At 63.5% G+C, this 20,158-nt stretch carries 17 protein-coding genes; 8 read left to right on the top strand and 9 right to left on the bottom strand.

Annotated elements, in window-relative coordinates:
• Nucleotides 1–75: 75 nt before the first annotated feature.
• Together ACKTEK_RS11025 and ACKTEK_RS11020 are read right to left on the bottom strand one after the other, a co-directional pair.
• A complete protein-coding gene (locus ACKTEK_RS11025; protein ID WP_409165344.1) occupies nucleotides 76–1,215 on the bottom strand; it encodes a PQQ-dependent sugar dehydrogenase in 1,140 nt (379 codons plus the stop codon).
• 64 nt (nucleotides 1,216–1,279) lie between these two features.
• Nucleotides 1,280–1,588, bottom strand: a complete 309-nt coding sequence (locus tag ACKTEK_RS11020) for a hypothetical protein (RefSeq protein WP_409165343.1) — start codon at nucleotides 1,586–1,588, stop codon at nucleotides 1,280–1,282.
• A 253-nt stretch (nucleotides 1,589–1,841) separates the two neighbouring features.
• On the opposite strand from ACKTEK_RS11020, the gene ACKTEK_RS11015 reads away from it, so the two are divergent.
• The 5 genes from ACKTEK_RS11015 (at nucleotide 1,842) to msrP (ending at nucleotide 7,672) form a co-directional block, all read left to right on the top strand.
• Nucleotides 1,842–3,044, top strand: coding sequence for a pyridoxal phosphate-dependent aminotransferase (locus tag ACKTEK_RS11015; RefSeq protein WP_409165342.1), 1,203 nt, complete (start codon nucleotides 1,842–1,844; stop codon nucleotides 3,042–3,044).
• Between the two features lie 154 nt (nucleotides 3,045–3,198).
• Nucleotides 3,199–3,672 (top strand): DUF992 domain-containing protein, encoded by a 474-nt coding sequence (locus tag ACKTEK_RS11010; RefSeq protein WP_409165341.1) that lies wholly within the window; start codon nucleotides 3,199–3,201, stop codon nucleotides 3,670–3,672.
• Between the two features lie 98 nt (nucleotides 3,673–3,770).
• Nucleotides 3,771–4,250: a VOC family protein gene (locus tag ACKTEK_RS11005; protein WP_409165340.1), complete on the top strand. Its 480-nt coding sequence runs from the start codon at nucleotides 3,771–3,773 to the stop codon at nucleotides 4,248–4,250.
• 181 nt (nucleotides 4,251–4,431) lie between these two features.
• Nucleotides 4,432–6,531, top strand: a complete 2,100-nt coding sequence (locus tag ACKTEK_RS11000) for an elongation factor G (protein WP_409165339.1) — start codon at nucleotides 4,432–4,434, stop codon at nucleotides 6,529–6,531.
• 142 nt (nucleotides 6,532–6,673) lie between these two features.
• Nucleotides 6,674–7,672 carry a protein-methionine-sulfoxide reductase catalytic subunit MsrP gene (msrP, locus tag ACKTEK_RS10995; RefSeq protein WP_409165338.1) on the top strand — a complete coding sequence of 333 codons (999 nt, stop codon included), beginning with the start codon at nucleotides 6,674–6,676 and terminating at the stop codon, nucleotides 7,670–7,672.
• A gap of 307 nt (nucleotides 7,673–7,979) precedes the next feature.
• Here msrP and ACKTEK_RS10990 read toward each other — a convergent pair whose 3' ends face one another.
• On the bottom strand, nucleotides 7,980–8,870 hold the full coding sequence (locus ACKTEK_RS10990; protein ID WP_409165337.1) for a LysR family transcriptional regulator: 891 nt from the start codon (nucleotides 8,868–8,870) through the stop codon (nucleotides 7,980–7,982).
• Nucleotides 8,871–8,949: 79 nt separating this feature from the next.
• Nucleotides 8,950–9,921, bottom strand: coding sequence for a thioredoxin-disulfide reductase (gene trxB / locus ACKTEK_RS10985; protein ID WP_409165336.1), 972 nt, complete (start codon nucleotides 9,919–9,921; stop codon nucleotides 8,950–8,952).
• Between the two features lie 292 nt (nucleotides 9,922–10,213).
• Between trxB and ACKTEK_RS10980 the strand changes: the two genes are divergently transcribed.
• Nucleotides 10,214–10,684, top strand: a complete 471-nt coding sequence (locus ACKTEK_RS10980) for an Lrp/AsnC family transcriptional regulator (RefSeq protein ID WP_409165335.1) — start codon at nucleotides 10,214–10,216, stop codon at nucleotides 10,682–10,684.
• A 32-nt stretch (nucleotides 10,685–10,716) separates the two neighbouring features.
• Here the strand turns inward: ACKTEK_RS10980 and ACKTEK_RS10975 are convergent, their stop codons facing one another.
• From ACKTEK_RS10975 to ACKTEK_RS10960, 4 genes are all read right to left on the bottom strand, one after another.
• Nucleotides 10,717–11,274, bottom strand: a complete 558-nt coding sequence (locus ACKTEK_RS10975) for a tetratricopeptide repeat protein (protein WP_409165334.1) — start codon at nucleotides 11,272–11,274, stop codon at nucleotides 10,717–10,719.
• Nucleotides 11,275–11,408: 134 nt separating this feature from the next.
• Nucleotides 11,409–11,882: a transcription elongation factor GreA gene (gene greA / locus ACKTEK_RS10970; protein ID WP_409165333.1), complete on the bottom strand. Its 474-nt coding sequence runs from the start codon at nucleotides 11,880–11,882 to the stop codon at nucleotides 11,409–11,411.
• A gap of 112 nt (nucleotides 11,883–11,994) precedes the next feature.
• Entirely contained in the window at nucleotides 11,995–15,462 is a 3,468-nt protein-coding gene (gene carB, locus ACKTEK_RS10965) for a carbamoyl-phosphate synthase large subunit (protein ID WP_409165332.1), read from the bottom strand.
• A gap of 203 nt (nucleotides 15,463–15,665) precedes the next feature.
• Nucleotides 15,666–16,376, bottom strand: a complete 711-nt coding sequence (locus ACKTEK_RS10960) for an outer membrane protein (protein WP_409165331.1) — start codon at nucleotides 16,374–16,376, stop codon at nucleotides 15,666–15,668.
• 421 nt (nucleotides 16,377–16,797) lie between these two features.
• On the opposite strand from ACKTEK_RS10960, the gene ACKTEK_RS10955 reads away from it, so the two are divergent.
• Nucleotides 16,798–18,264 carry a tetratricopeptide repeat protein gene (locus tag ACKTEK_RS10955; protein ID WP_409165330.1) on the top strand — a complete coding sequence of 489 codons (1,467 nt, stop codon included), beginning with the start codon at nucleotides 16,798–16,800 and terminating at the stop codon, nucleotides 18,262–18,264.
• A 25-nt stretch (nucleotides 18,265–18,289) separates the two neighbouring features.
• Here ACKTEK_RS10955 and ACKTEK_RS10950 read toward each other — a convergent pair whose 3' ends face one another.
• Nucleotides 18,290–18,568, bottom strand: a complete 279-nt coding sequence (locus tag ACKTEK_RS10950; RefSeq protein WP_409165329.1) for a helix-turn-helix domain-containing protein — start codon at nucleotides 18,566–18,568, stop codon at nucleotides 18,290–18,292.
• Between the two features lie 659 nt (nucleotides 18,569–19,227).
• Here ACKTEK_RS10950 and ACKTEK_RS10945 point away from each other — a divergent pair.
• Nucleotides 19,228–20,133, top strand: a complete 906-nt coding sequence (locus ACKTEK_RS10945) for a neutral zinc metallopeptidase (protein ID WP_409165328.1) — start codon at nucleotides 19,228–19,230, stop codon at nucleotides 20,131–20,133.
• Nucleotides 20,134–20,158 lie beyond the last annotated feature (25 nt).

Raw genomic sequence — 20,158 nt, 5'->3', positions numbered from 1 at the left:
GCCGACCTGAAACAATGAAGCCGGGCGCGGGCCACCGCGTCCGGCTTTTTCATTTCGGCCGTTTGAAAAGCTGCCCTAGCTCGCCGGGCTGACCTTGAGAACGCGGCCGTCGGGATCGTCGGTCAGCAGGTAGAGGTGACCGTCCGGCCCCTGCTTCACGGCCCGGATGCGTTCGCCGAGGTCTTCGAGCATCCGCTCCTCGGAGACGATCTTGTCGCCGTCGAGGGTCAGGCGGACGAGCAGCTGGAATTTCAGCGCGCCGACGAAGACATTCCCCTGCCACTGCGGGAAGGCGTCGCCGGTATAGAATTCCATGCCGGAAGGGGCGATGGAGGGGTCCCAATAGTAGATCGGCTGCTCCATGCCGGGCTTTTCCGTGCCTTCGCCGATCTTGCCGCCGGAATAGTGCCGCCCGTAGGAGATCACCGGCCAGCCATAGTTCAGGCCGGCCTTCGGGATGTTGATCTCGTCGCCGCCGCGCGCACCATGAGCAACCGTCCACAGTTCCTCGCGCCACGGATTGAAGGCTGCGCCTTGCGGGTTGCGGTGCCCGATGGACCAGATGAGGTCGTCGGCCGGCGTGCCTATGAAGGGGTTGTCAGCAGGCGCGTTGCCGTCGCGGTCGATGCGCAGCACCGAGCCTGCATGATCCGTTGCATCCTGCGCGCGCTCGCCCTGCCCACGGTCGCCGATGGTGAACCAGAGCGTCTTGTCGGGCGCAAAGACGATGCGCGAGCCGAAATGCTGCGCGCGGCCCGACAACTTGTTCATACGGAAGATCTGCGTGCCGTCGACAAGGCGGGGCGTGCCGTCACGCTGAAGTGTCGCGCGCCAGACGGCAGTGCCGGCCACGTCACCTTCCACATGGGCATAGGTGATGAAGACGCGGGAATTGTCGGCAAAGTCCGGGTCGAGGGCGATGTCGAGCATGCCGCCCTGTCCGAAGCTCTCTGTCTGCGGCGCACCCTCGAGCGGTTCGCTCAGGGTGCCGTCGGGGCTGACAAGGCGCACGCGACCCGGGCGTTCGGTCACCAGCATTGCGCCGTCGGGCAGGAAGGCGAGGCCCCACGGGCTTTCGAGGCCCGAGGCGAAGGTCGTCACCTCGATTGCGTGGGCTTCGGTCTCGAAGCGCTGCGGCTCCTGCGCATTGGCCGTGTGCGCGCCGAAGGCTGCTGTAAGGCCGATCAGCGCGGCTGCGAAAAACTGGTTCTTCAAAGAAAAAGCTCCCTGACGTGTTCCATCAGGGAGCTAGCGCGTTCGGGTTGTGAGTACAGGGCGCCTAGCGGCGGCCGCGGCGCAGGCTGGCCTCGGTCTGGCGGTAGGCATCGCGCCACATGAAGATGGCGACCGAGACCATCGCGGTGCCGGCGCCTGCGAAGAGCAGGATCGCGGAGCCGCGGGACAGTTCGAAGGTCGAGGGCATGGCGCCCATCGGGGCTGCCTGTGCTTCGATGGTGAAGATCGTGGCGGCAGCAACGGCGAGGACCGCGGCGACGAGCCATGCGACGAAGGCGCGTCCGACGCTGATGCTCTCGGATTCGGTCCGGTTGAAGTCGCCGGTAGGCTTGCTGTTGTGAAGATCGCTCATGATTAGGCCCCGTAACATGTGAACTCTGAACAGTTGGTTGCGACCGGCCCCAAACCGGTTGCATTTGAGAGATTGAATTCAGATTGAGGCTCGCTGCCGAGCGAATTCAGGCGTTTCCCTGAATCCTTTGTGCTCATTGTGTGGCGGTGTTCACTTGTGAGGCGGGAAAGCGGCGCATGGTCCTTGCGCGCGATCCGGCCTCGGGCCTAATGTCCCGCCGTATTCACCCCAGACATCCAGGAGCAACTCCTCAATGGCCTTTCTCGCCGACGCGCTGGAGCGCGTGAAGCCGTCCGCCACGATCGCAGTCACCACCAAGGCAGCCGAACTCAAAGCCGCCGGTCGCGACGTCATCGGGCTGGGTGCGGGCGAACCGGATTTCGACACGCCGGAGAACGTCAAGGAAGCCGCAATCAAGGCAATCCGCGACGGCAAGACGAAGTACACGCCCGTCGATGGCATACCGCAGCTGAAGGAGGCGATCTGCGCCAAGTTCAAGCGCGAGAACGAACTCGACTACGAAAAGAACGAGATCACCGTCGCCACCGGCGGCAAGCAGGTGCTCTACAACGCGTTCATGGCGACCCTCAACCCGGGCGACGAGGTGATCGTGCCCGCGCCGTTCTGGGTGTCCTACCCGGACATGGTGGCGCTGGCCGGCGGCACGCCGGTGGAACTGGAGGCGGGCATCGAGACCGGTTTCAAAATCACGCCGGATGCGCTCGCCAAGGCGATCACGCCGAACACCAAGTGGATCATCTTCAACTCGCCGTCGAACCCGACGGGTGCCGCCTATACGGCTGACGAGATCAAGGCGCTGACCGACGTGCTGCTTCAGCACGAGCACGTCTGGATCATGACCGACGACATGTACGAGCACCTCGTTTACGACGACTTCAAGTTCACGACGGTCGCGCAGGTGGAGCCGCGCCTGAAGGACCGCACGCTGACGGTGAACGGCGTCTCCAAGGCCTACGCGATGACGGGCTGGCGCATCGGCTATGCCGGTGGCCCGGCGCAGCTCATCAAGGCGATGGCGAAGATCCAGTCGCAGTCGACCTCCAACCCCTGCTCGATCTCGCAGTGGGCGGCGGTCGAGGCGCTGAACGGGACACAGTCGTTCATCCCCACGAACCAGGACCTGTTCAAGGGGCGTCGCGACCTCGTCGTCTCCATGCTCAACCAGGCAAACGGCATCGAATGCCCGGTGCCGGAAGGTGCGTTCTACGTCTACCCGTCCTGTGCCGGCACGATCGGCAAGGTGACGAAGACGGGCCGCGAGATCGCGAATGACGAGGACTTCGTGTCCGCGCTTCTTGAAGAGGAAGGCGTGGCCGCCGTCCACGGTGCAGCATTTGGCGGTTCGCCCAACTTCCGCATCTCCTACGCGACGTCCAATGCTGCGCTGGAAGAAGCCTGTGAACGAATTCAGCGTTTCTGTGGCAACCTCAAATAGGGGTTGTGCGTTAGGCAGGGGACTGTCCGCGACGGGCGCTTAAGCAAAGGCCCGTATTTGCATTTTTAAACCCGGAGCCCACTTCATCTGGTGGGCGTCCGGAATTGCTTTTGCGAAGCGGACGCAATGCGAAGAAACAGGAAGGACTACCGATATGCGCAAACTTCTCATGGCCGGCATGGTCGCGGCAGCGAGCCTCGTCGCAACCTCTGCATCGAACGCCCAGACCCGCGTCGAGGTCGGCGTCCTGACCTGTGACGTCTCAGGTGGCTCCGGATTCATCTTCGGCTCCACGAAGACGCTCGATTGCGTGTTCGAACGCGCCGAAGGCGCGGACGAGCGCTATCGCGGCGACATTTCCAAGTTCGGCATCGATATCGGCACCACCACCCGTGGCGGTATGGTCTGGGCCGTGTTCGCGCCCACCTCCGACATCGTGGCCGGCGCGCTGAACGGCAACTATGCCGGCGTATCCGGTGAGGCGACGGTTGGCGTCGGCGTCGGTGCCAACGCCCTGATCGGCGGCTCCTCGCGCTCCATCGTGCTGCAGCCGGTGTCCATCAGCGGCCAGGAAGGCCTGAATATCGCTGTCGGCATCGCCGAGATGCGCCTGACCGACACGTACTAATCGGTTCAGACCGACAAGATTTCTGATCAGGGGCGGCGCGAAAAACGTGCCGCCCCTTTTTCGTTTCGAGCCTTGCGGGCCACATCGGAGACATTGCCATGGCCATCCCCAAGAACACGATCTGCATCTGGTACGACAAGGACGCGGAAGCCGCTGCACGCTTCTATGCCGACACCTTTCCCGACAGCCACGTGGACCGTGTCGACACCGCGCCGAGCAACTTCCCAGGCGGCAAGAAGGGCGAGCCTCTGACCGTGCATTTCACGGTCTTCGGTATTCCCTGCCTCGGCCTGAACGGCGGCCCGACGTTCACCCAGTCGGAAGCCTTCTCCTTCCAGATCGCCACCGAGGACCAAGAGGAAACCGACAGGTACTGGAATGCCATCGTCGGCAATGGCGGCCAGGAATCGGCGTGCGGCTGGTGCAAGGACAAATGGGGCGTATCGTGGCAGATCACGCCGCGCGCGCTGACCGAGGCGATGCATGCGGGGGGCGAGGAGGCTGCGCGCGCGTTCGAGGCCATGATGGATATGGGCAAAATTGACGTTGCGGCGATTGAGGCGGCGCGGCGGGGGTAGCCCGTCCGCCACGCTGGCTCCACACGCAAATCGCTTGCCAAGCGGGCATTTGCTTGGGACCATATCTTCCACAAACGCTCGCGCCTGAAGGCGGGACCGCACCCTTTTCAAGACCATTGGGGCGCGCGTGGAAAAACTGAATGGCTGAGCCGGTTCCGCCCAGACAGGGGAGGAATGCGGCATGGACCGGCACGAGAACGGGGCAGGCCCCCGACCGGCGACTGCAGGCCAAGCGAAAACTCAGGACGCCACTTCCGACATCACCAAAGGTGGTCGCGCCATCGCGATCGTCGGGCCCTACCAGAGCGGCAAGACCACGCTCCTGGAGGCATTGCTTGCGCGCAACGGCACCATTCACCGGCAGGGCCGGATCGGCGATGCCAACACGGTGGGAGATGCCAGCCCGCAATCGCGCGCGCACCAGATGAGCACCGAGGTGAACATCGCTTCCAGCGAATTTCTCGGCGACACCTACACGTTCTTCGATTGTCCCGGTTCGGTTGAATTCCTGCAGGACATGCGCGCCGTGCTGCCGGCGGTGGATGCGGCCATCGTCGTGTGCGAGCCGGACGAGAAGAAGCTTCCCGCCCTGCAGGCGATCCTCAAGGAAATCGAAGATGCGGGCGTGCCGCACATGCTGTTCCTCAACAAGATCGACAAGGCCGAAGGCACCATCCAGGACGTGCTGGAACTGCTCCAGGCAACCAGCAACAAGCCGGTTGTCGTGCGGCAGCTGCCGGTGCGCGAGAACGGTATTGCCACCGGCTTCGTGGATCTCGCGCTGGAACGGGCCTTCGTCTACCGCGAGCACGCGCCAAGCGAAGTCGTGAAGATGGACAAGGACCTGAGCGAACGCGAGAGCGAAGCACGGTTCGCCATGCTGGAGAAACTCGCCGACCACGACGACCGGCTGATGGAGCAGTTGCTGGAGGATATCGAGCCGCCACGCGACCTCGTGTTCGAAGACCTTGGACGCGAATTGCGGGAGGGGCAGATCATCCCGCTGTTCATCGGGTCGGCTGAAAACGGCAACGGCATGCTGCGGCTGATGAAGGCGCTGCGCCACGAGGTTGCGGGCATCGAGGGCGTTGCGGAGCGGCTCGGCGTTTCCGGCGATGACGCAACCCGCGTGCAGGTGCTCAAGAGCCTGCACACGAGCCACGGCGGCAAGCTGTCGCTGGTGCGGGTGCTGTCCGGCACGCTGAATGAGGGCACTGCCCTGCGGACGGCGGATGGCACGGAGGTGAAGGCATCCGGACTTCAGAGCGTCTTCGGCCAGGACACGACAAGGGCAGAGGGCGCGGGACCGGGCGACGTGGTTGGCCTGTCAAAGCTCGACGACGTGAAGACCGGCGAAACGCTGTCGTCGCAAGCCGCCGGCAACCTGTGCGACGTCGCTGTCGCCTTCCCGGTCTACGCGCTGGCGGTCGCTGCGCGCGAGCGCAAGGACGAGGTGAAGCTGACCGCCTCTCTCGGCAAGCTGATCGACGAGGACCCCTCGCTTGCGCTGGATCAGGACCAGGGCAGCGGCGAGACGGTGTTGCGGGGGCAGGGCGACATGCACCTGCGTGTCGCACTTGAAAAGCTGATGACCAAGTACGGCGTCAGTGCCGAGGCGCGGCCACCGGCTGTCGGCTATTGCGAGACGATCCGCAATGGCACCAGCGTGCGCGGGCTCCACAAGAAGCAATCGGGCGGTCACGGCCAGTTCGGTGACGTCGTGCTCACCATCGAGCCATTGCCGCGCGGCAGCGGCTTCACGTTCAGCAACACGATCACGGGCGGTGTGGTGCCGAAGCAGTACATTCCGTCGGTGGACGGCGGGGTTCGCGAGTCCTTGATGCGCGGGCCGTTGGGCTTCCCGGTGATCGACGTTGGCGTGACGCTGACCGATGGGTCGTTCCACGCGGTCGATTCCTCCGACATGGCCTTTCGGGCCGCAGCGCAACTCGCCATGCGCGAGGGGATGCCGGATTGTTCGCCGGTCCTGCTGGAGCCGATCCTTGCGGTGGACATCCACGTTCCGAGCGAGGCGACGGCGCGCATCAACCAGATCATCTCGCAGCGGCGCGGGCAGATCCTGGGGTTCGATGCGCGGCCCGGCTGGCCGGGGTGGGACACGGTCAACGCCTGCCTGCCGGCTGCCGAGATGGGTGATCTCATCATCGAGCTCAGGTCGGCGACATCGGGCGTCGGCGGCTTCTCCACCCGGTTCGACCACTGGCAGGAGCTGAACGGGCGACTGGCAGAGCAGGTGGTGGAGGCGCGTTCCGCAGCCTGAGTACGCGCGCAATGGTGCAGCCGCGATCAACTAAACTTGCGGGGCCGTGATTTGGCCCTGCAATCCCCGGCCCCTACCTATTGTCTGAAAGAATTTCCGGCGCACACTGCTGCCGCGAGCAAGACAAGGAAGGGAGCGACCCATGCTCATTCGCCGCAAACCGTCCTGGGCCATCGCCGAGCGCGATGCGACCCCGGAAAGCGTCTTTCTGAACCGCCGCGCGCTGCTGGCTGGTGGTGCGGGCCTCGTGGCCGCGGGCGCCATTGCGACCCGCGCCAACGCCTTCACGCTGTTTGGACCTGACAAGATCTACGGTCCGCCGGAGGATGACCCGAGCGCGAAGCTCTACCCGTTCAAGCGCAACGAGGCGTTCACGCTCCAGCGCGAGGTCACTCCCTCAGACCTCAACTACACCTACAACAACTATTACGAGTTCGGCTCGTCGAAGAAGATTGCCGAAGCCGCGCAGGCGCTGAAGATCCGCCCTTGGACGGTGAAGCTCGACGGCATGGTGGAAAAGGAGCAGGAGATCGATGTCGACAGCCTGCTGGCCGCCATGTCGCTTGAAGAACGCCTCTACCGCCACCGCTGCGTGGAAGCATGGTCGATGCAGCTTCCGTGGTCCGGCTTCCCGCTGGCGGCGCTTGTGAAGTTCGCCAAGCCGCTTTCGGGCGCGAAGTACGTGCGCATGGAAACCTTCATGGACCCGGAGACGGCGCCGGGGCAGACGAGCAGCTCATTCGGCTATCCGTGGCCGTATGTCGAGGCGCTGACCATCGAGGAAGCGACCAACGATCTCGCCTTCATCGCCACGGGTGCCTACGGCAAGCCGCTGCCCAAGCAGATGGGCTCGCCGCTGCGCCTGGCGGCGCCGTGGAAGTACGGGTTCAAGTCGATCAAGTCGATCGTGCGGTTCTCGTTCGTCGAGGAACGCCCGGTCAGTTTCTGGGAAGAGATCAACGCGCGCGAGTACGGCTTCTGGGCAAACGTGAACCCGAACGTGCCGCATCCGCGCTGGAGCCAGGCGAGCGAGCGCGTGCTGGGCACCGACGAGCTCGTGCCGACGCAGAAGTTCAACGGCTATGGCGAGCAGGTCGCGAGCCTGTACCCGGACGGCGACGAGCGCACCTACTTCATGTAGGCGGCGGGCGCGGCGTTACCTCGCCACCAAGCAAACAGGTCCAGAAAAGAAAAGAGGCCGGATCGAAAGATCCGGCCTTTAAAGTTTTGTGCTCAGCCAGCGCAAGGCACCAGCGAGCTATTCCAGAGGGGAACAGCTGACTGCACGGCAACGCGAGGGAGGAGGAAACACGTGCCGCACCACAGCTGAGGCGTATATGCTCACCGAACGGTCATGTTGCAATGCAGCGGGCGGCATGTTTGACATGCGTAACGCGCATAACTTGTGCAGCGCACAAAAAATATCGGGAAAAATGCCCGGTTTCGCGTCAGAACGACCACTCGCGCGCTTTGGCAAGTAGAAAGTCCCGGAAAACATTCACACGGGCCGATTCACGCAGTTCAGCCGGGTAGACGAAATAAGTGTCGAACGCCGGCAATTCGGCGTCTGCAAGTACGCGGACGAGGTTTGTTGCCGAATCAGTCAAGTAATCGGGGATTGTTGCAATGCCCAGCCCGTGGTCGACCGCCCGCTTCAAGCCGTGAATATTGTTGATCGTCAAAAAGGGGTGTCGCGGTTCCTGTCCTTCGCGCCCGACGGTTGCGAGCCAGTTTGTGTCCAGGAAGAAACTCGGGGCGTGTCGCCCGAAGGTGACGATGCGATGCTCGTCCAGATCGGCGAATGTCTTGGGTGTGCCAAAGCGACGCAGGTACGCCGGAGAGGCGTATGCGTGGAAGTGCACGGTGAACAGACGGCGCTGGATCAGGTCCGGCTGGGTGGGCTGGCGCAGGCGGATCGCGATGTCGGCCTCGCGCATGGAGAGGTCGAGTTCCTCGTCCTGCAGGACCAGCGACAGGTCGATGTCGGGGTAGAGTTCCAGGAACTCGTTGAGGCGCGGCGTCAGCCAGCTTGAGCCCAGCCCCACGGTCGTCGTGACGCGCAGATCGCCGCTCGGCTTTTCGCGCGAATCCGTCAGCCGCGTGCGGGTCGCTTCCAGCTCGGAAAAGATGCGCTGGGCGCTGCGGTACAGCATCTCGCCCTGCTCGGTGAGGATCAGGCCGCGCGCATGGCGGTGGAACAGCGGCACGCCGAGGCTCTCCTCAAGCCCGCTGACCTGCCGGCTGACAGCCGATTGGCTGAGGCCAAGCGCCTCGCCCGCGTGGGTAAAACTGCCTGCACCAGCCGCTGCGTGAAACACGCGTAGCTTGTCCCAATCCATCGTTGCCTCCCCACGGTGCCTGTCCGTGTCAGCCGCGCGGCCCCTCTCGCCGCCAGCCGCGCAGGCCCGGATCAGTCTTCTATTCGGCGGCTTCCCGCAGGCCGCCTGCCGCCAGCCAGCGCTCGGCTTCGAGCGCTGCCATGCAGCCCATGCCGGCGGCAGTCACCGCCTGGCGATAAATGTCGTCCGTCACGTCCCCGGCGGCAAAAACGCCGCGAATGCTGGTGGCGGTGGAATCCGGCGCGGTGACGATGTAGCCGCCGTGCTTCATGTCCAGCTTGTCCTTGAACAGCTCCGTCGCCGGTGCGTGCCCGATGGCAATGAAAACGCCATCGGCGGAAATCTCGCGGGTCTCGCCGGTCTTGATGTTCTTGACGCGGGCGCCCGTCACGCTGGTCGGGTTCTGCGAGCCGACGATTTCTTCCACGACCGTGTCCCAGACGACCTCGACCTTCTCGTTATCGAACAGGCGGTTCTGCAGGATTCGCTCGGCGCGGAACGCGTCGCGGCGGTGGATGACCGTGACCTTGGAGGCAAAATTTGTGAGGAACAGTGCCTCTTCCACGGCGGTGTTACCGCCGCCGACCACGATGACCTCCTTGCCGCGATAGAAGAACCCGTCGCAGGTCGCGCAGGCCGAGACGCCAAAGCCCTGGAAGGCGAGCTCGGAGGGCAGGCCGAGCCACTTCGCCTGCGCGCCGGTGGCGATGATGACGCTGTCGGTGATGTAGGTCTTGCCGCTGTCGCCCTGAAGGCGGAACGGGCGGCGCGTGAGGTCGACGTCGGTGATGAGGTCGGTGATGATCTCGGTGCCGACGTGGCGCGCCTGCGCCTCCATCTGCTCCATCAGCCAAGGCCCCTGAATGACGTCTGCAAAACCAGGGTAGTTTTCCACCTCGGTGGTGATGGTCAGCTGGCCACCGGGCTGCAGGCCCTGGAACAGGACAGGCTCCAGCATGGCGCGCGCCGCATAGATGGCTGCCGTGTATCCGGCAGGTCCGGAGCCGATGATGGCGACACGGGACGGCTTGGTGGCGTCATCGCGTGACATGGCGCAATCCTCACGAAACTTGAATTGGTCGAAGCGGTCGTCCGGCGATCCAAAAATACCCCGCGCCGAAGACAGTCCGCCTGCGTGGCGCCGTTATGCGCCTGACGCATGACATTAGGGTGTGCACACATACCGATTCAAGGGAGCGGGCGAAACAAGTATCGAAAGCGTTGGAAAAGTTTGTGTGATCGCGTTCTGCGGTGCCGCAAATGTGTCTTTGCGCCAAAATGGAATCGGCAATAAAATAAGCGCGGCTTGAAACAATGCTGCCAGCGCCTGAAAGGATCGTTCGATGAGAGGCCGACTCGATGCCATCGACTGGAAGATCCTGCGCGAGCTTCAGGACGATGGGCGCATGACCAATGTCGAACTCGCGCGGCGAGTCGGCATCTCCGCGCCGCCGTGCCTGCGCCGCGTGCGCGCGCTGGAGGAAGCGGGAATCATCACCGGCTACCGTGCGCTGCTGGATGCCAAGACGCTGGGGCAGGACGTGATGGCCTTTGCCATGGTCGGGCTGACCAGCCAGGCTGAGAACGATCTCGCAGCCTTCACGCGCAAGGTGAAGGAATGGCCCATCGTGCGCGAGAGCTACATGCTGTCGGGCGAGGTGGATTTCCTGCTGAAATGCGTGGCGCCGGACCTCGGCACCTTCCAGGGCTTCGTGATCGACGAGTTGACGGCCGCGCCGAATGTCGACTCGGTTCGCACGACGCTCATCATTCGGCAGAACAAGAACGCGCCGCTGGTTCCGATCGAAGGCTAGCCTCTATCAGCCGACAGAATGAGCGGACCGCACTATAGATCCTCGCCCGGCACGTTCAGAAGCAGGTTGCGCTCCTGGATCCACGGGTGGATTTCCACCGCGCGGCGCAGCGCCTTCTGGGACAGCTGCATGCGGCCCTGCCGCATCAGGATGACGCCTTTTCCGGCAAGCGCACCGAAGTGTTTCGGCTCCAGCTCCAGCACCTTGTCCACGTCTTCCAGCGACTCGTCGAACCTGTCTTGGAAGAACAGGACGGTGGCACGCTGGTTCCAGGCTTCCGCCCATTCGGGCGAATGCTCGACGAGCTTGTCGAGAATCTCGATGGCGCCGGCGAAGTCGTATTCCCTCCGCCGCTTGGTGGCGGCTGCCATCAGTTCGCTCGCGGTTGCATCAGGTGCCTGCTGAAACCAGTGCCGCCAGATCTGGTTGGCCACTTCCGTGCCGATCTGTTGCGTCGGGGCGGTCTTGAGGGCCTCGAACAACCAGTCGCGAATGTCAGAGGATTGCGCAGGCCTCTGTTCCTGCGCACCAGCGAATTGGGGCGTGCAGGCCAGCAGACCGGCAATCATCAATGCGGCCAAACGTGTCATGCCTGCCAGTATGGCCCAACGCGGGCACCGGGCAAGACAACTCGCGCGCACGGCTGCGTGAGCCGTCGCTTCAAGCGTGACTGTCGAAAGGTGAGGAACGGTTGCGCGGGATACGCGCAGCCGAGCCGGTCGTCTTACTTGTAGACGACCTTCTCGATCTCGTAGGCGCGGGCACCGCCGGGGGCGGCGACATCAACGGAATCGCCTTCCTTCTTGCCGATCAGCGCGCGCGCGATGGGCGATGAAATGGAGATCTTGCCGGACTTCACGTCCGCTTCCATGTCGCCGACGATCTGGTAGACCTTCTCCTCCTCGGTGTCCTCGTCGATGAGGGTCACCGTGGCGCCGAATTTCACCTCGTCGCCGGAGAGCTTGGACACGTCGATGATGTCGGCGCGGCCGATCTGTTCTTCGAGGTCGGCGATGCGCGCCTCGTTCATGCCTTGCTGTTCCTTGGCGGCATGGTACTCGGCATTCTCCGACAGATCGCCATGGGCGCGCGCCTCGGCAATCGCCTGGATGATGGCGGGCCGGTCGGTCTGCTTGCGGCGGCGCAGCTCCTCGTCGATCGCGGCATAGCCAGCAGCGGTCATCGGGATCTTTTCCATTTGGCGTGTCCTCCGGGCGCTTTTTCGCCCGTGTTCTTTCAAATTCACAACTTTCCCAGCGTGATCGGCGTTTTCGCGCCGGTCAAGCAAAGGTTGTCGCTTTTGCGGGAAATTACGCGTTGCCGGGTTCCGGCATCACGTGTCGACGGGCGGCTACATAGGATTGCAGCGGCTCCACATCAAGGGAACCGGCCTTGACCGCCTCGATGCCCTGAACCGCGGCGATGCCGCCGGCGACCGTCGTGTAGAAGGGGACCTTGTGCATCAGCGCGGCGCGGCGAAGCGAGCGGCTGTCGGCCAGGGCCTGCGAGCCTTCGGTGGTGTTGAGCACCAGCGCGATGTCGCCGTTCTCGATGGCATCGACGATGTGCGGGCGGCCTTCGAGCACCTTGTTGATCTTGCTCGCCTCGATGCCGTTTTCGGCAAGGAAGCGCTGGGTGCCGCCGGTCGCGAGAATGTTGAAGCCCAACTCGCGCAGCTTGCGGATGGTGTCGAGCAGCTTGGTCTTGTCGCCGTCGCGCACGGAGATGAACACGTCGCCGCTGAGGGGCACGCGGGTGCCGGCGGCAAGCTGGCTCTTGGCAAAGGCGAGCGCGTAGTCGCGCGCAAGACCCATGACTTCGCCGGTCGAGCGCATTTCCGGGCCGAGGATCGTATCGACGCCGGGGAAGCGGGCGAAGGGGAAGACGGCTTCCTTGACCGCGATGTGGTCGTAGGGGCTCAGGTCGATGGTGAACGAGGCGAGCTTCTCGCCCGCCATGATGCGGGCCGCGATCTTGGCGATCGGTGCGCCGATGGTCTTGGCGACGAACGGCACCGTGCGCGAGGCGCGCGGATTGACCTCCAGCACGTAGATGTCGGCGTCCTTGATCGCGTACTGCACGTTCATCAGGCCGACGACGTTCAGCGCGCGGGCAAGGTCGCGCGTCTGGCGCTCGATTTCTTCGACGATTTCCGGGCTGAGCGAGTGCGTCGGCAGGGAGCAGGCGCTGTCACCGGAGTGAATGCCGGCTTCCTCGATATGCTCCATGATGCCGCAGACGAGTACGTCCTCGCCGTCGCTCAGGGCGTCGACGTCGACTTCCACCGCGTCCGACAGGTAGCCGTCAATCAGCACCGGGCTCTTGCCGGACACGACGACGGCCTCGGTGATGTAGCGGTCGAACTGCGCCATGTTGCGCACGATTTCCATGGCGCGGCCGCCCAGCACGTAGGACGGGCGGATGACCACGGGGAAGCCGATGCGCTCGACGATCTGGCGGGCCTCGTCGGCGCTCTTGGCGATGCCGTTGACCGGCTGGCGCAGCTTCAGCTCGTTCAGCAGCTTCTGGAAGCGGTCGCGGTCCTCGGCGAGGTCGATCATGTCGGGTGCGGTGCCGAGAATGGGCACGCCGGCATCCTGAAGGGCCTCGGCAAGCTTCAGCGGGGTCTGGCCGCCGAACTGCACGATGACGCCGAGCAATTCGCCCGAGCGCTGCTCGCAGCGGATGATCTCCAGCACGTCTTCCGCCGTCAGCGGCTCGAAGTAGAGGCGGTCGGAGGTGTCGTAGTCGGTGGAGACCGTCTCCGGGTTGCAGTTGACCATGATGGACTCGATGCCGACATCGGCCAGCGCGAAGGCGGCGTGGCAGCAGCAATAGTCGAACTCGATGCCCTGGCCGATCCGGTTCGGGCCACCGCCGAGGATCATCACCTTCTTGCGGTCGCTCGGCTCGGATTCGTCATGCGGCACGTCGCCGAACGGGCTTTCGTAGGTCGAGTACATGTAGGGCGTGGGCGAGGCGAACTCGGCGGCGCAGGTGTCGATGCGCTTGTAGACCGGTGTGACGCCAAGCGCGCGGCGATGGGCTGCGACGTCCTCCTCGCCCTGGTTCGTCAGCTTGGCCAGGCGGGCGTCGGAAAAGCCCATGCCCTTCACTAGCCGCATGGAATACGCGTTGTCGGGCAGGCCGTGCTTCGCGACCTTGGCTTCCATGTCGATGATTTCCTGGAGCCGCTCGATGAACCACGGATCGATGGCGCAGGAGGCATGTACCTGCTCGTGGTCGACGCCGAGGCGCAGCGCCTGCGCGACCTTCAGCAGCCGGTCTGCCATCGGCGTGCCCAGCGCCTTGCGCACCGCGTTCTTGTCGTCGCCCTGGCCGATGCCGGGGATCTCGACCTCGTCCAGCCCGTCCAGCCCGGTTTCGAGACCGCGCAGGGCCTTCTGCAGGCTTTCAGCGAAGGTGCGGCCGATGGCCATGACTTCACCGACCGACTTCATCGACGTGGTGAGGACGGCGGAGGAGGGGTCGTTGGAGGGGAATTTCTCGAAGGCGAAACGCGGGATCTTCGTGACCACGTAGTCGATGGTCGGCTCGAAGCTCGCGGGCGTCGCCCCGCCGGTGATGTCGTTTTCCAGCTCGTCCAGCGTGTAGCCGACGGCGAGGCGCGCGGCGACCTTGGCGATTGGGAAGCCGGTCGCCTTGGAGGCCAGCGCGGAGGACCGCGACACACGCGGGTTCATCTCGATCACCACCATGCGCCCGTCCTTGGGGTTGATGGCGAACTGCACGTTGGACCCGCCGGTCTCCACCCCGATCTCACGCAGCACCGCGATCGAGGCGTTGCGCATGATCTGGTATTCCTTGTCGGTCAGCGTCAGCGCGGGCGCGACGGTGATCGAATCGCCGGTGTGAACACCCATCGGGTCGATGTTCTCGATGGAGCAGATGATGATGCAGTTGTCCGCGCGGTCGCGGACCACTTCCATCTCGAATTCCTTCCAGCCGAGGACCGATTCCTCGATCAGCACCTCGTTGGTGGGCGAGGCATCGAGGCCGCGCTCAACGATTTCGATGAATTCCGACTTGGTGTAGGCGATGCCGCCGCCGGTGCCGCCCAGCGTGAAGGAGGGGCGGATGATCGCCGGCAGGCCAACGATGGGTAGCGCTTCCAGCGCCTCGATCAGCGCCTTTTCCTCGTAACGCTTGCCTCGCTCGCGCTCACCGGCCGACCAGTCCTTCTCGAACTCGCCGCGCAGACGGGTCTTTTCTTCGGCGGAAATATCCAGCGCGTCGATGCGCTCGAGTCCGGCGCGGCGGCGCTGCTTGTCCTCGTTCTTCAGGTCGGAGGCGTTGGCGAGAACCGATTTCGGCGTCTCCAGCCCGATGCGGGCCATGGCCTCGCGGAACAGCTTGCGGTCCTCGGCCATGTCGATGGCTTCGGCATCTGCGCCGATCATCTCCACGTTGTGCTTTTCCAGCACGCCCATCCGGCGCAGCGACAGCGCGGTGTTGAGCGCGGTCTGCCCGCCCATGGTCGGCAGCAGGGCGAAGCCGCCCTTCGTCTTGGGGCGTTCCTTCTCGATGATGCGCGCGACGATGTCCGGCGTGATCGGCTCGATATAGGTCGCGTCCGCCAGATCCGGGTCCGTCATGATCGTCGCCGGGTTCGAGTTGACCAGAACGATGCGATACCCCTCGGCCTTCAGGGCCTTGCAGGCCTGCGTTCCGGAGTAGTCGAACTCGCAGGCCTGACCGATCACGATCGGTCCGGCGCCGATGATGAGGATGGTATCGATATCTGTTCTTTTCGGCATGGAGCGGTGCGGCCCTTCAAGGCTGTGCGCGCGCGGAAAAGGCGAGCGGAGCCCCCGCACGCTGCACATGTGTTCAATTGTCGGCTGAAGCGGCCTTATAGGTGAAGCCCGGGGGTTTGGTAACCCCGGGGCGACCCGATTTTTCAGTTGTCAACGATTGGCTGTGATGCGCAGGCAAAACTGCCGTTACGCCGCAAACCGGTTCATCTTGGACCGAACAGGTTTGACAGGTTCGCCGTCAGGCCGACGGTGAGCGTGAACACGCCATCGAAACTCCCGAAATCCCCTGAACTGGCATCGCCGATGCTCAGATATTCCGTATTCTGGTTTTCGTCGAAGAAGTAGTAGAGGCCCTGGGCGCGCAAGCCCCAGGTGTCGTTGATCGCCCATTCGACGCCGGCGCCAACCACGGGCGCGAAACCATCGAGATCAATCGTCGCTTCTTCGCTGTTGTCGAAACTGATCATCCGGTGATCGACGCTCGCCCAGGCGAAGCCGGCAGTGCCGTAAACCAGCAGATTTTCGTGCGCCATGTAGCCGAGGCGACCACGGACCGAAGCCAGCACATCGATTCCATCGCTGATGACGTGTTCACTGTCTTCCAGAGTGCCCGGGGACGCCGAAAACGAGTTGATGTCGGGGAACAGGATGTCCGCCTCGATACCGTAGACATAGCCATTCCGCCGGTGGTTGTAGCCGAGGTAGATGCCGCCTGCGAAGCCTGCTTCGTCCGTTCCGTAGGCGATGTCGGTGGACGTGTCATCGGTGGAAAGTGCACCGTCGAACTCGCCGAAGGCTGCGCCAACCTGCAAGCCACCATACCAGCCCTGCCAGTATGACATGTCGTTGGCAGCGGCCGGCGAGGCGCCGAGCGTGCTTGCCGAAATCGCCAGCGCGGCCGTGCCGCCAAGCAATGTGCGTTTCATCGAAATCATGGTCGCCCCCCAAGGCAAAAAATCTGCAGCTGCAATGTGTCAGCTTGACGCAAGGTTACTCGCCAACGGGGAGATGATCGAGTGTTTCGGCGCGCGATTGTTGAACAGCGCATTTTTGAGAAAAGTAAGCCATTTACGGTCGATCCGTGTGAAAACAGCTTCAACATCAGCAACTTATAGGAGTGGTGGCGATATATTTCGCGCAACGTCAATGTTGCACGAGCGCCACATAGCTTGCAAAAGATATTGACGTGCGTTCTCGGGTGTCGTTCGAGCCGACATTTTGGACCCGGTTGCCGTGCAGTGACTCGTTTCGGGGAAGACGATGCAAAGACGCAGAAAGCAGGGGCACCCGGCGCCGCGCAATGGACGCGACGCGCTGGTGGAAACCCGAAGCGCATTGGACGAGGCCGAGGCACTGCGGCAGCAAGGCAAGCTCATTCAGGCCCAGAGGATCTGCGAGACAGTGCTGCAACGCTACCCCGACTATGTCGGGATGCTGCACACGCTGGGGCTCGTGCTCGCCGACCGCGGGCACTTCAAGCAATCCCTCGCGCCACTTGTTCAGGCGGCCATGCTGAACCCGCGCGACTGGCGTACGCTGACCGCACTGTCCGGCGTCTACCTGAGGCTTGGCGCCGCCGAGACCGCCATCCGCACGCTGGAACAGGCGCGTGAAATCGAACCGGAAGACGCCAGCATTCATGCCACGCTCGGCGAAATCCTCTACGCAACGCGCGAATACGAGGCAGCCGCCGCAGCCTATGAGCGCGCCCTAAGCCGCGCGCCGGAACTGCACGATATTCATATCAAACTCGCGGAGTGCCACCTGCACATGGGCCGCGCGGCGCCGGCGGCCAAGGCAGCCCTTGCCGTGCTCGAGCGCGATCCTTCCAAGATGTCGCCGCTCGATATTCTCAGCCGCGTTCCGGACGATCTGCACGACATCGACGTCTTGCGGCGGCTAGACGCAGCAAGGAACAACTCGACCGACAGTGACGAGGTGTGGGGCGCACGCGTGGCGTTCACGCGCGCCCGGCTGCTTGATGCGAAAGGCGACCACGACCGCGCCTGGACAAACCTTGAGACGGCAAACGCCCACAAGGCGCGTCTGTTTGCTGAAGAACAAGCTCGTGATGCTGCCAACAGGGACACGTTCCTGGAGCGCCTGGCGAGCGTCAAGCCGCTGCCGGAACCCAAGGGCAAGCCCGAAGCCGGTCATACAGTGACGCTTTACGTCCTCGGGCCAAGCCGCTCCGGCAAGACGACCGCAGAATCCATCGTGGCGACCCTGCCCGGCGTCTCACGCGGGTTCGAAAACCGCCTGCTGGAAGTCGCCGTCCGTCAGACGTTTCAGGACGCGGGATTGCTCAGTCGCGACTGGATCGGTGATCTGCCGATCCCGCTGGAAAAGCCGTTTCAGGACAACTACGCACGGGAACTGAAAGCGCGCGCAGCCGATGCGGCGATTTTCACGAACACCCATCCCGGCCATATGTCGGCTGCCGTGCGCCTGGCTGCTTTCGTGCCCGAGGCACGCTTCATGCTCATGCGTCGCAACGTCGACGATCTCGCGCTGCGCATCTACATGAAGAACTATGATAGCGGGAACAGCTACGCCTACGCGCTGCCGGCCATTCGAGCCTATCTCGACTGGTACAACGCGATGATCGACGCGGCCATGCAATTGATGCCGGGGCGGTGCGCGCAGGTCAGCTACGAAGAGATGGTCGCCGATCCATCGTGTGTGCGAGCCAGAGCAGCAGCACTTTGCGGGATCGAAGACGGTGGTGGCGACCTGCCGGCCGTGCCGGATGACCGCGGGTGCGCCGATCCATATTCACAGTGGATGAAAAGCGCCGGCTAGACGAGCATTCAGAGAAGCGGAAACACTATTCCGCGGCATCCTCGACAATGCTTGCCGCAGACGTGTCGAGAGACGCGGCGGTGACGGGGATCGAGACCGCATTTTCGCCGTCGAAATCCAGCACACCAGCTGAAATCGCGTGGCAGGCGAGGCGCACGTGCTTCGGGATCTCGACCTTCTTCCCGTCGCGGCTGCCCTTTTCATAATACTGGATGACGCGCTTCTTCAGACCCAGCAGGTCTGCCGCATCCTTCTGTTTCAGATTGAGATTCTTGCGCCATGCCCGGAATGCCTCGGGCGTCATGGTCAGCGTGTCTGGTGTTCTAGACGGCAAGGATCGGGCTCCACGGCCATGTCAAAATTGCGCACCATGTGCGCTTCCGCCTTGAAGGAAGCGCACGATGTGCGTATATCTGGTGCTTCAAGCGCACGCTGTGCGCATGTGAAAAGCGGCGAGGGGTCAAGTCAACCCGTATGTCGCTGACGTGTATCGCTCACGTGCGCCGCGCATGGCGCGAGAATCACCTCCCGCAAGAACGCGGGAGCCCGAGAAAGGTTGGGAAGATGCTGAATGATGTCATCATCGGACGCTCCGCAATGCGATCCGACCGCATGGACATGCACCGCTCTGCGACCTTCAGTTGCATGATCGGATCATGGTCGCGCCGGATCGCGGCATGGTTTGAACGCCACTGATCCAGAGCCACTGATGCAGAGCCACTGATGCAGAGCCAATGTCGCCCCTCCGTCCGGCGACAGTGAAAAACAGGGGCGTTCCCGGCCTGGGAGTGCCCCTTTTTCACGGCGGCGCGCCGCCCAATCGCAAGCTTTCGCGAAAGCGCGTGCAACCGTTCGCCGTCATTGTCGTTCCATTGTTCTGGGTTTAACGTTCAGGCCCGTCCCGCCCATCGGTCTCGAAGGGCAGTTTTGTGATGTCCTGACTGCAACGAGGAGAGGCAAGCGATGCGCTGGCGTGACCGGAGAGGAAGTTCCAATATCGAGGATCGGCGCGGGCGCGGCGGCGGATTTGGCCGCGGCGGGGGCATGCGCATCCCGATCGGCGGCGGACGTGCCGGCTTCGGCGGTATCGGCTTCATCATCTTCATCGTCGTCGTCGGTGCGATCTTCGGCATCAACCCGCTTCAGATTCTCGGCAACCTTGGCGGTGTGCCGGGTGGTGGCGGTTCCTTGACCGAGCAGAGCGCCCCGCGGCAGTCGACGCCGGCGGATGACGACATGGCGAAGTTCGTGTCGGTCGTGCTGGGCGACACCGAAGAAACCTGGTCGGAGGTCTTCAACCGTGCGGGCGAACGCTACAGCGACACCACGCTGGTGATGTTCTCCGGCGCGACTCAATCGGGTTGCGGCTATGCAAGCGCCCAGTCCGGCCCGTTCTACTGCCCGGTCGACCGCAAGGTTTACATCGACCTGCAGTTCTTCGATCAGCTCAAGCGCCAGTTCAAGGCGCCGGGCGACTTCGCGCAGGCCTACGTGATCGCGCACGAAGTGGGCCACCACGTTCAGAACCTCATCGGCGTGCTGCCGAAGTTCAACGAGATGCGCCAGCGCATGTCAAAGAGCGAAGCCAACGCCATGTCGATCCGCGTCGAGCTGCAGGCTGACTGTTTCGCCGGCATGTGGGCGCGCTACACGGCCAAGAAGGGGCTGCTCGACGAAGGCGATATCGACGAAGCGCTGAATGCCGCAGCCCAGATCGGCGACGACGCCATCCAGCGCCGCACGCAGGGTTATGTCGTGCCGGAAAGCTTCAACCACGGCACCTCGGACCAGCGCGCCCGCTGGTTCCGCATCGGCCTGAAGGAAGGTACGATGAACGCGTGCGATACCTTCAACACGTCGAACCTTTGAGTCGCCCGACCGGCTTTCTTGGTCC

Origin of the sequence: Tepidamorphus sp. 3E244 (assembly GCF_046159835.1) — a bacterium.
Classification (GTDB): Bacteria; Pseudomonadota; Alphaproteobacteria; order Rhizobiales; family Tepidamorphaceae; genus JACKJK01.
The sequence above is the reverse complement of the archived record's forward strand: the minus strand, read 5'-3'. Positions and strand labels throughout refer to the sequence as shown.

Coding starts and splice junctions, on each gene's coding strand:
- ACKTEK_RS11020 (WP_409165343.1), bottom strand. CDS start 1,588: ATGAGCGATCTTCACAACAGCAAGCCTACCGGCGACTTCAACCGGACC.
- ACKTEK_RS11015 (WP_409165342.1), top strand. CDS start 1,842: ATGGCCTTTCTCGCCGACGCGCTGGAGCGCGTGAAGCCGTCCGCCACG.
- ACKTEK_RS11010 (WP_409165341.1), top strand. CDS start 3,199: ATGCGCAAACTTCTCATGGCCGGCATGGTCGCGGCAGCGAGCCTCGTC.
- ACKTEK_RS11005 (WP_409165340.1), top strand. CDS start 3,771: ATGGCCATCCCCAAGAACACGATCTGCATCTGGTACGACAAGGACGCG.
- ACKTEK_RS11000 (WP_409165339.1), top strand. CDS start 4,432: ATGGACCGGCACGAGAACGGGGCAGGCCCCCGACCGGCGACTGCAGGC.
- msrP (WP_409165338.1), top strand. CDS start 6,674: ATGCTCATTCGCCGCAAACCGTCCTGGGCCATCGCCGAGCGCGATGCG.
- ACKTEK_RS10990 (WP_409165337.1), bottom strand. CDS start 8,870: ATGGATTGGGACAAGCTACGCGTGTTTCACGCAGCGGCTGGTGCAGGC.
- trxB (WP_409165336.1), bottom strand. CDS start 9,921: ATGTCACGCGATGACGCCACCAAGCCGTCCCGTGTCGCCATCATCGGC.
- ACKTEK_RS10980 (WP_409165335.1), top strand. CDS start 10,214: ATGAGAGGCCGACTCGATGCCATCGACTGGAAGATCCTGCGCGAGCTT.
- ACKTEK_RS10975 (WP_409165334.1), bottom strand. CDS start 11,274: ATGACACGTTTGGCCGCATTGATGATTGCCGGTCTGCTGGCCTGCACG.
- greA (WP_409165333.1), bottom strand. CDS start 11,882: ATGGAAAAGATCCCGATGACCGCTGCTGGCTATGCCGCGATCGACGAG.
- carB (WP_409165332.1), bottom strand. CDS start 15,462: ATGCCGAAAAGAACAGATATCGATACCATCCTCATCATCGGCGCCGGA.
- ACKTEK_RS10950 (WP_409165329.1), bottom strand. CDS start 18,568: ATGACGCCCGAGGCATTCCGGGCATGGCGCAAGAATCTCAATCTGAAA.
- ACKTEK_RS10945 (WP_409165328.1), top strand. CDS start 19,228: ATGCGCTGGCGTGACCGGAGAGGAAGTTCCAATATCGAGGATCGGCGC.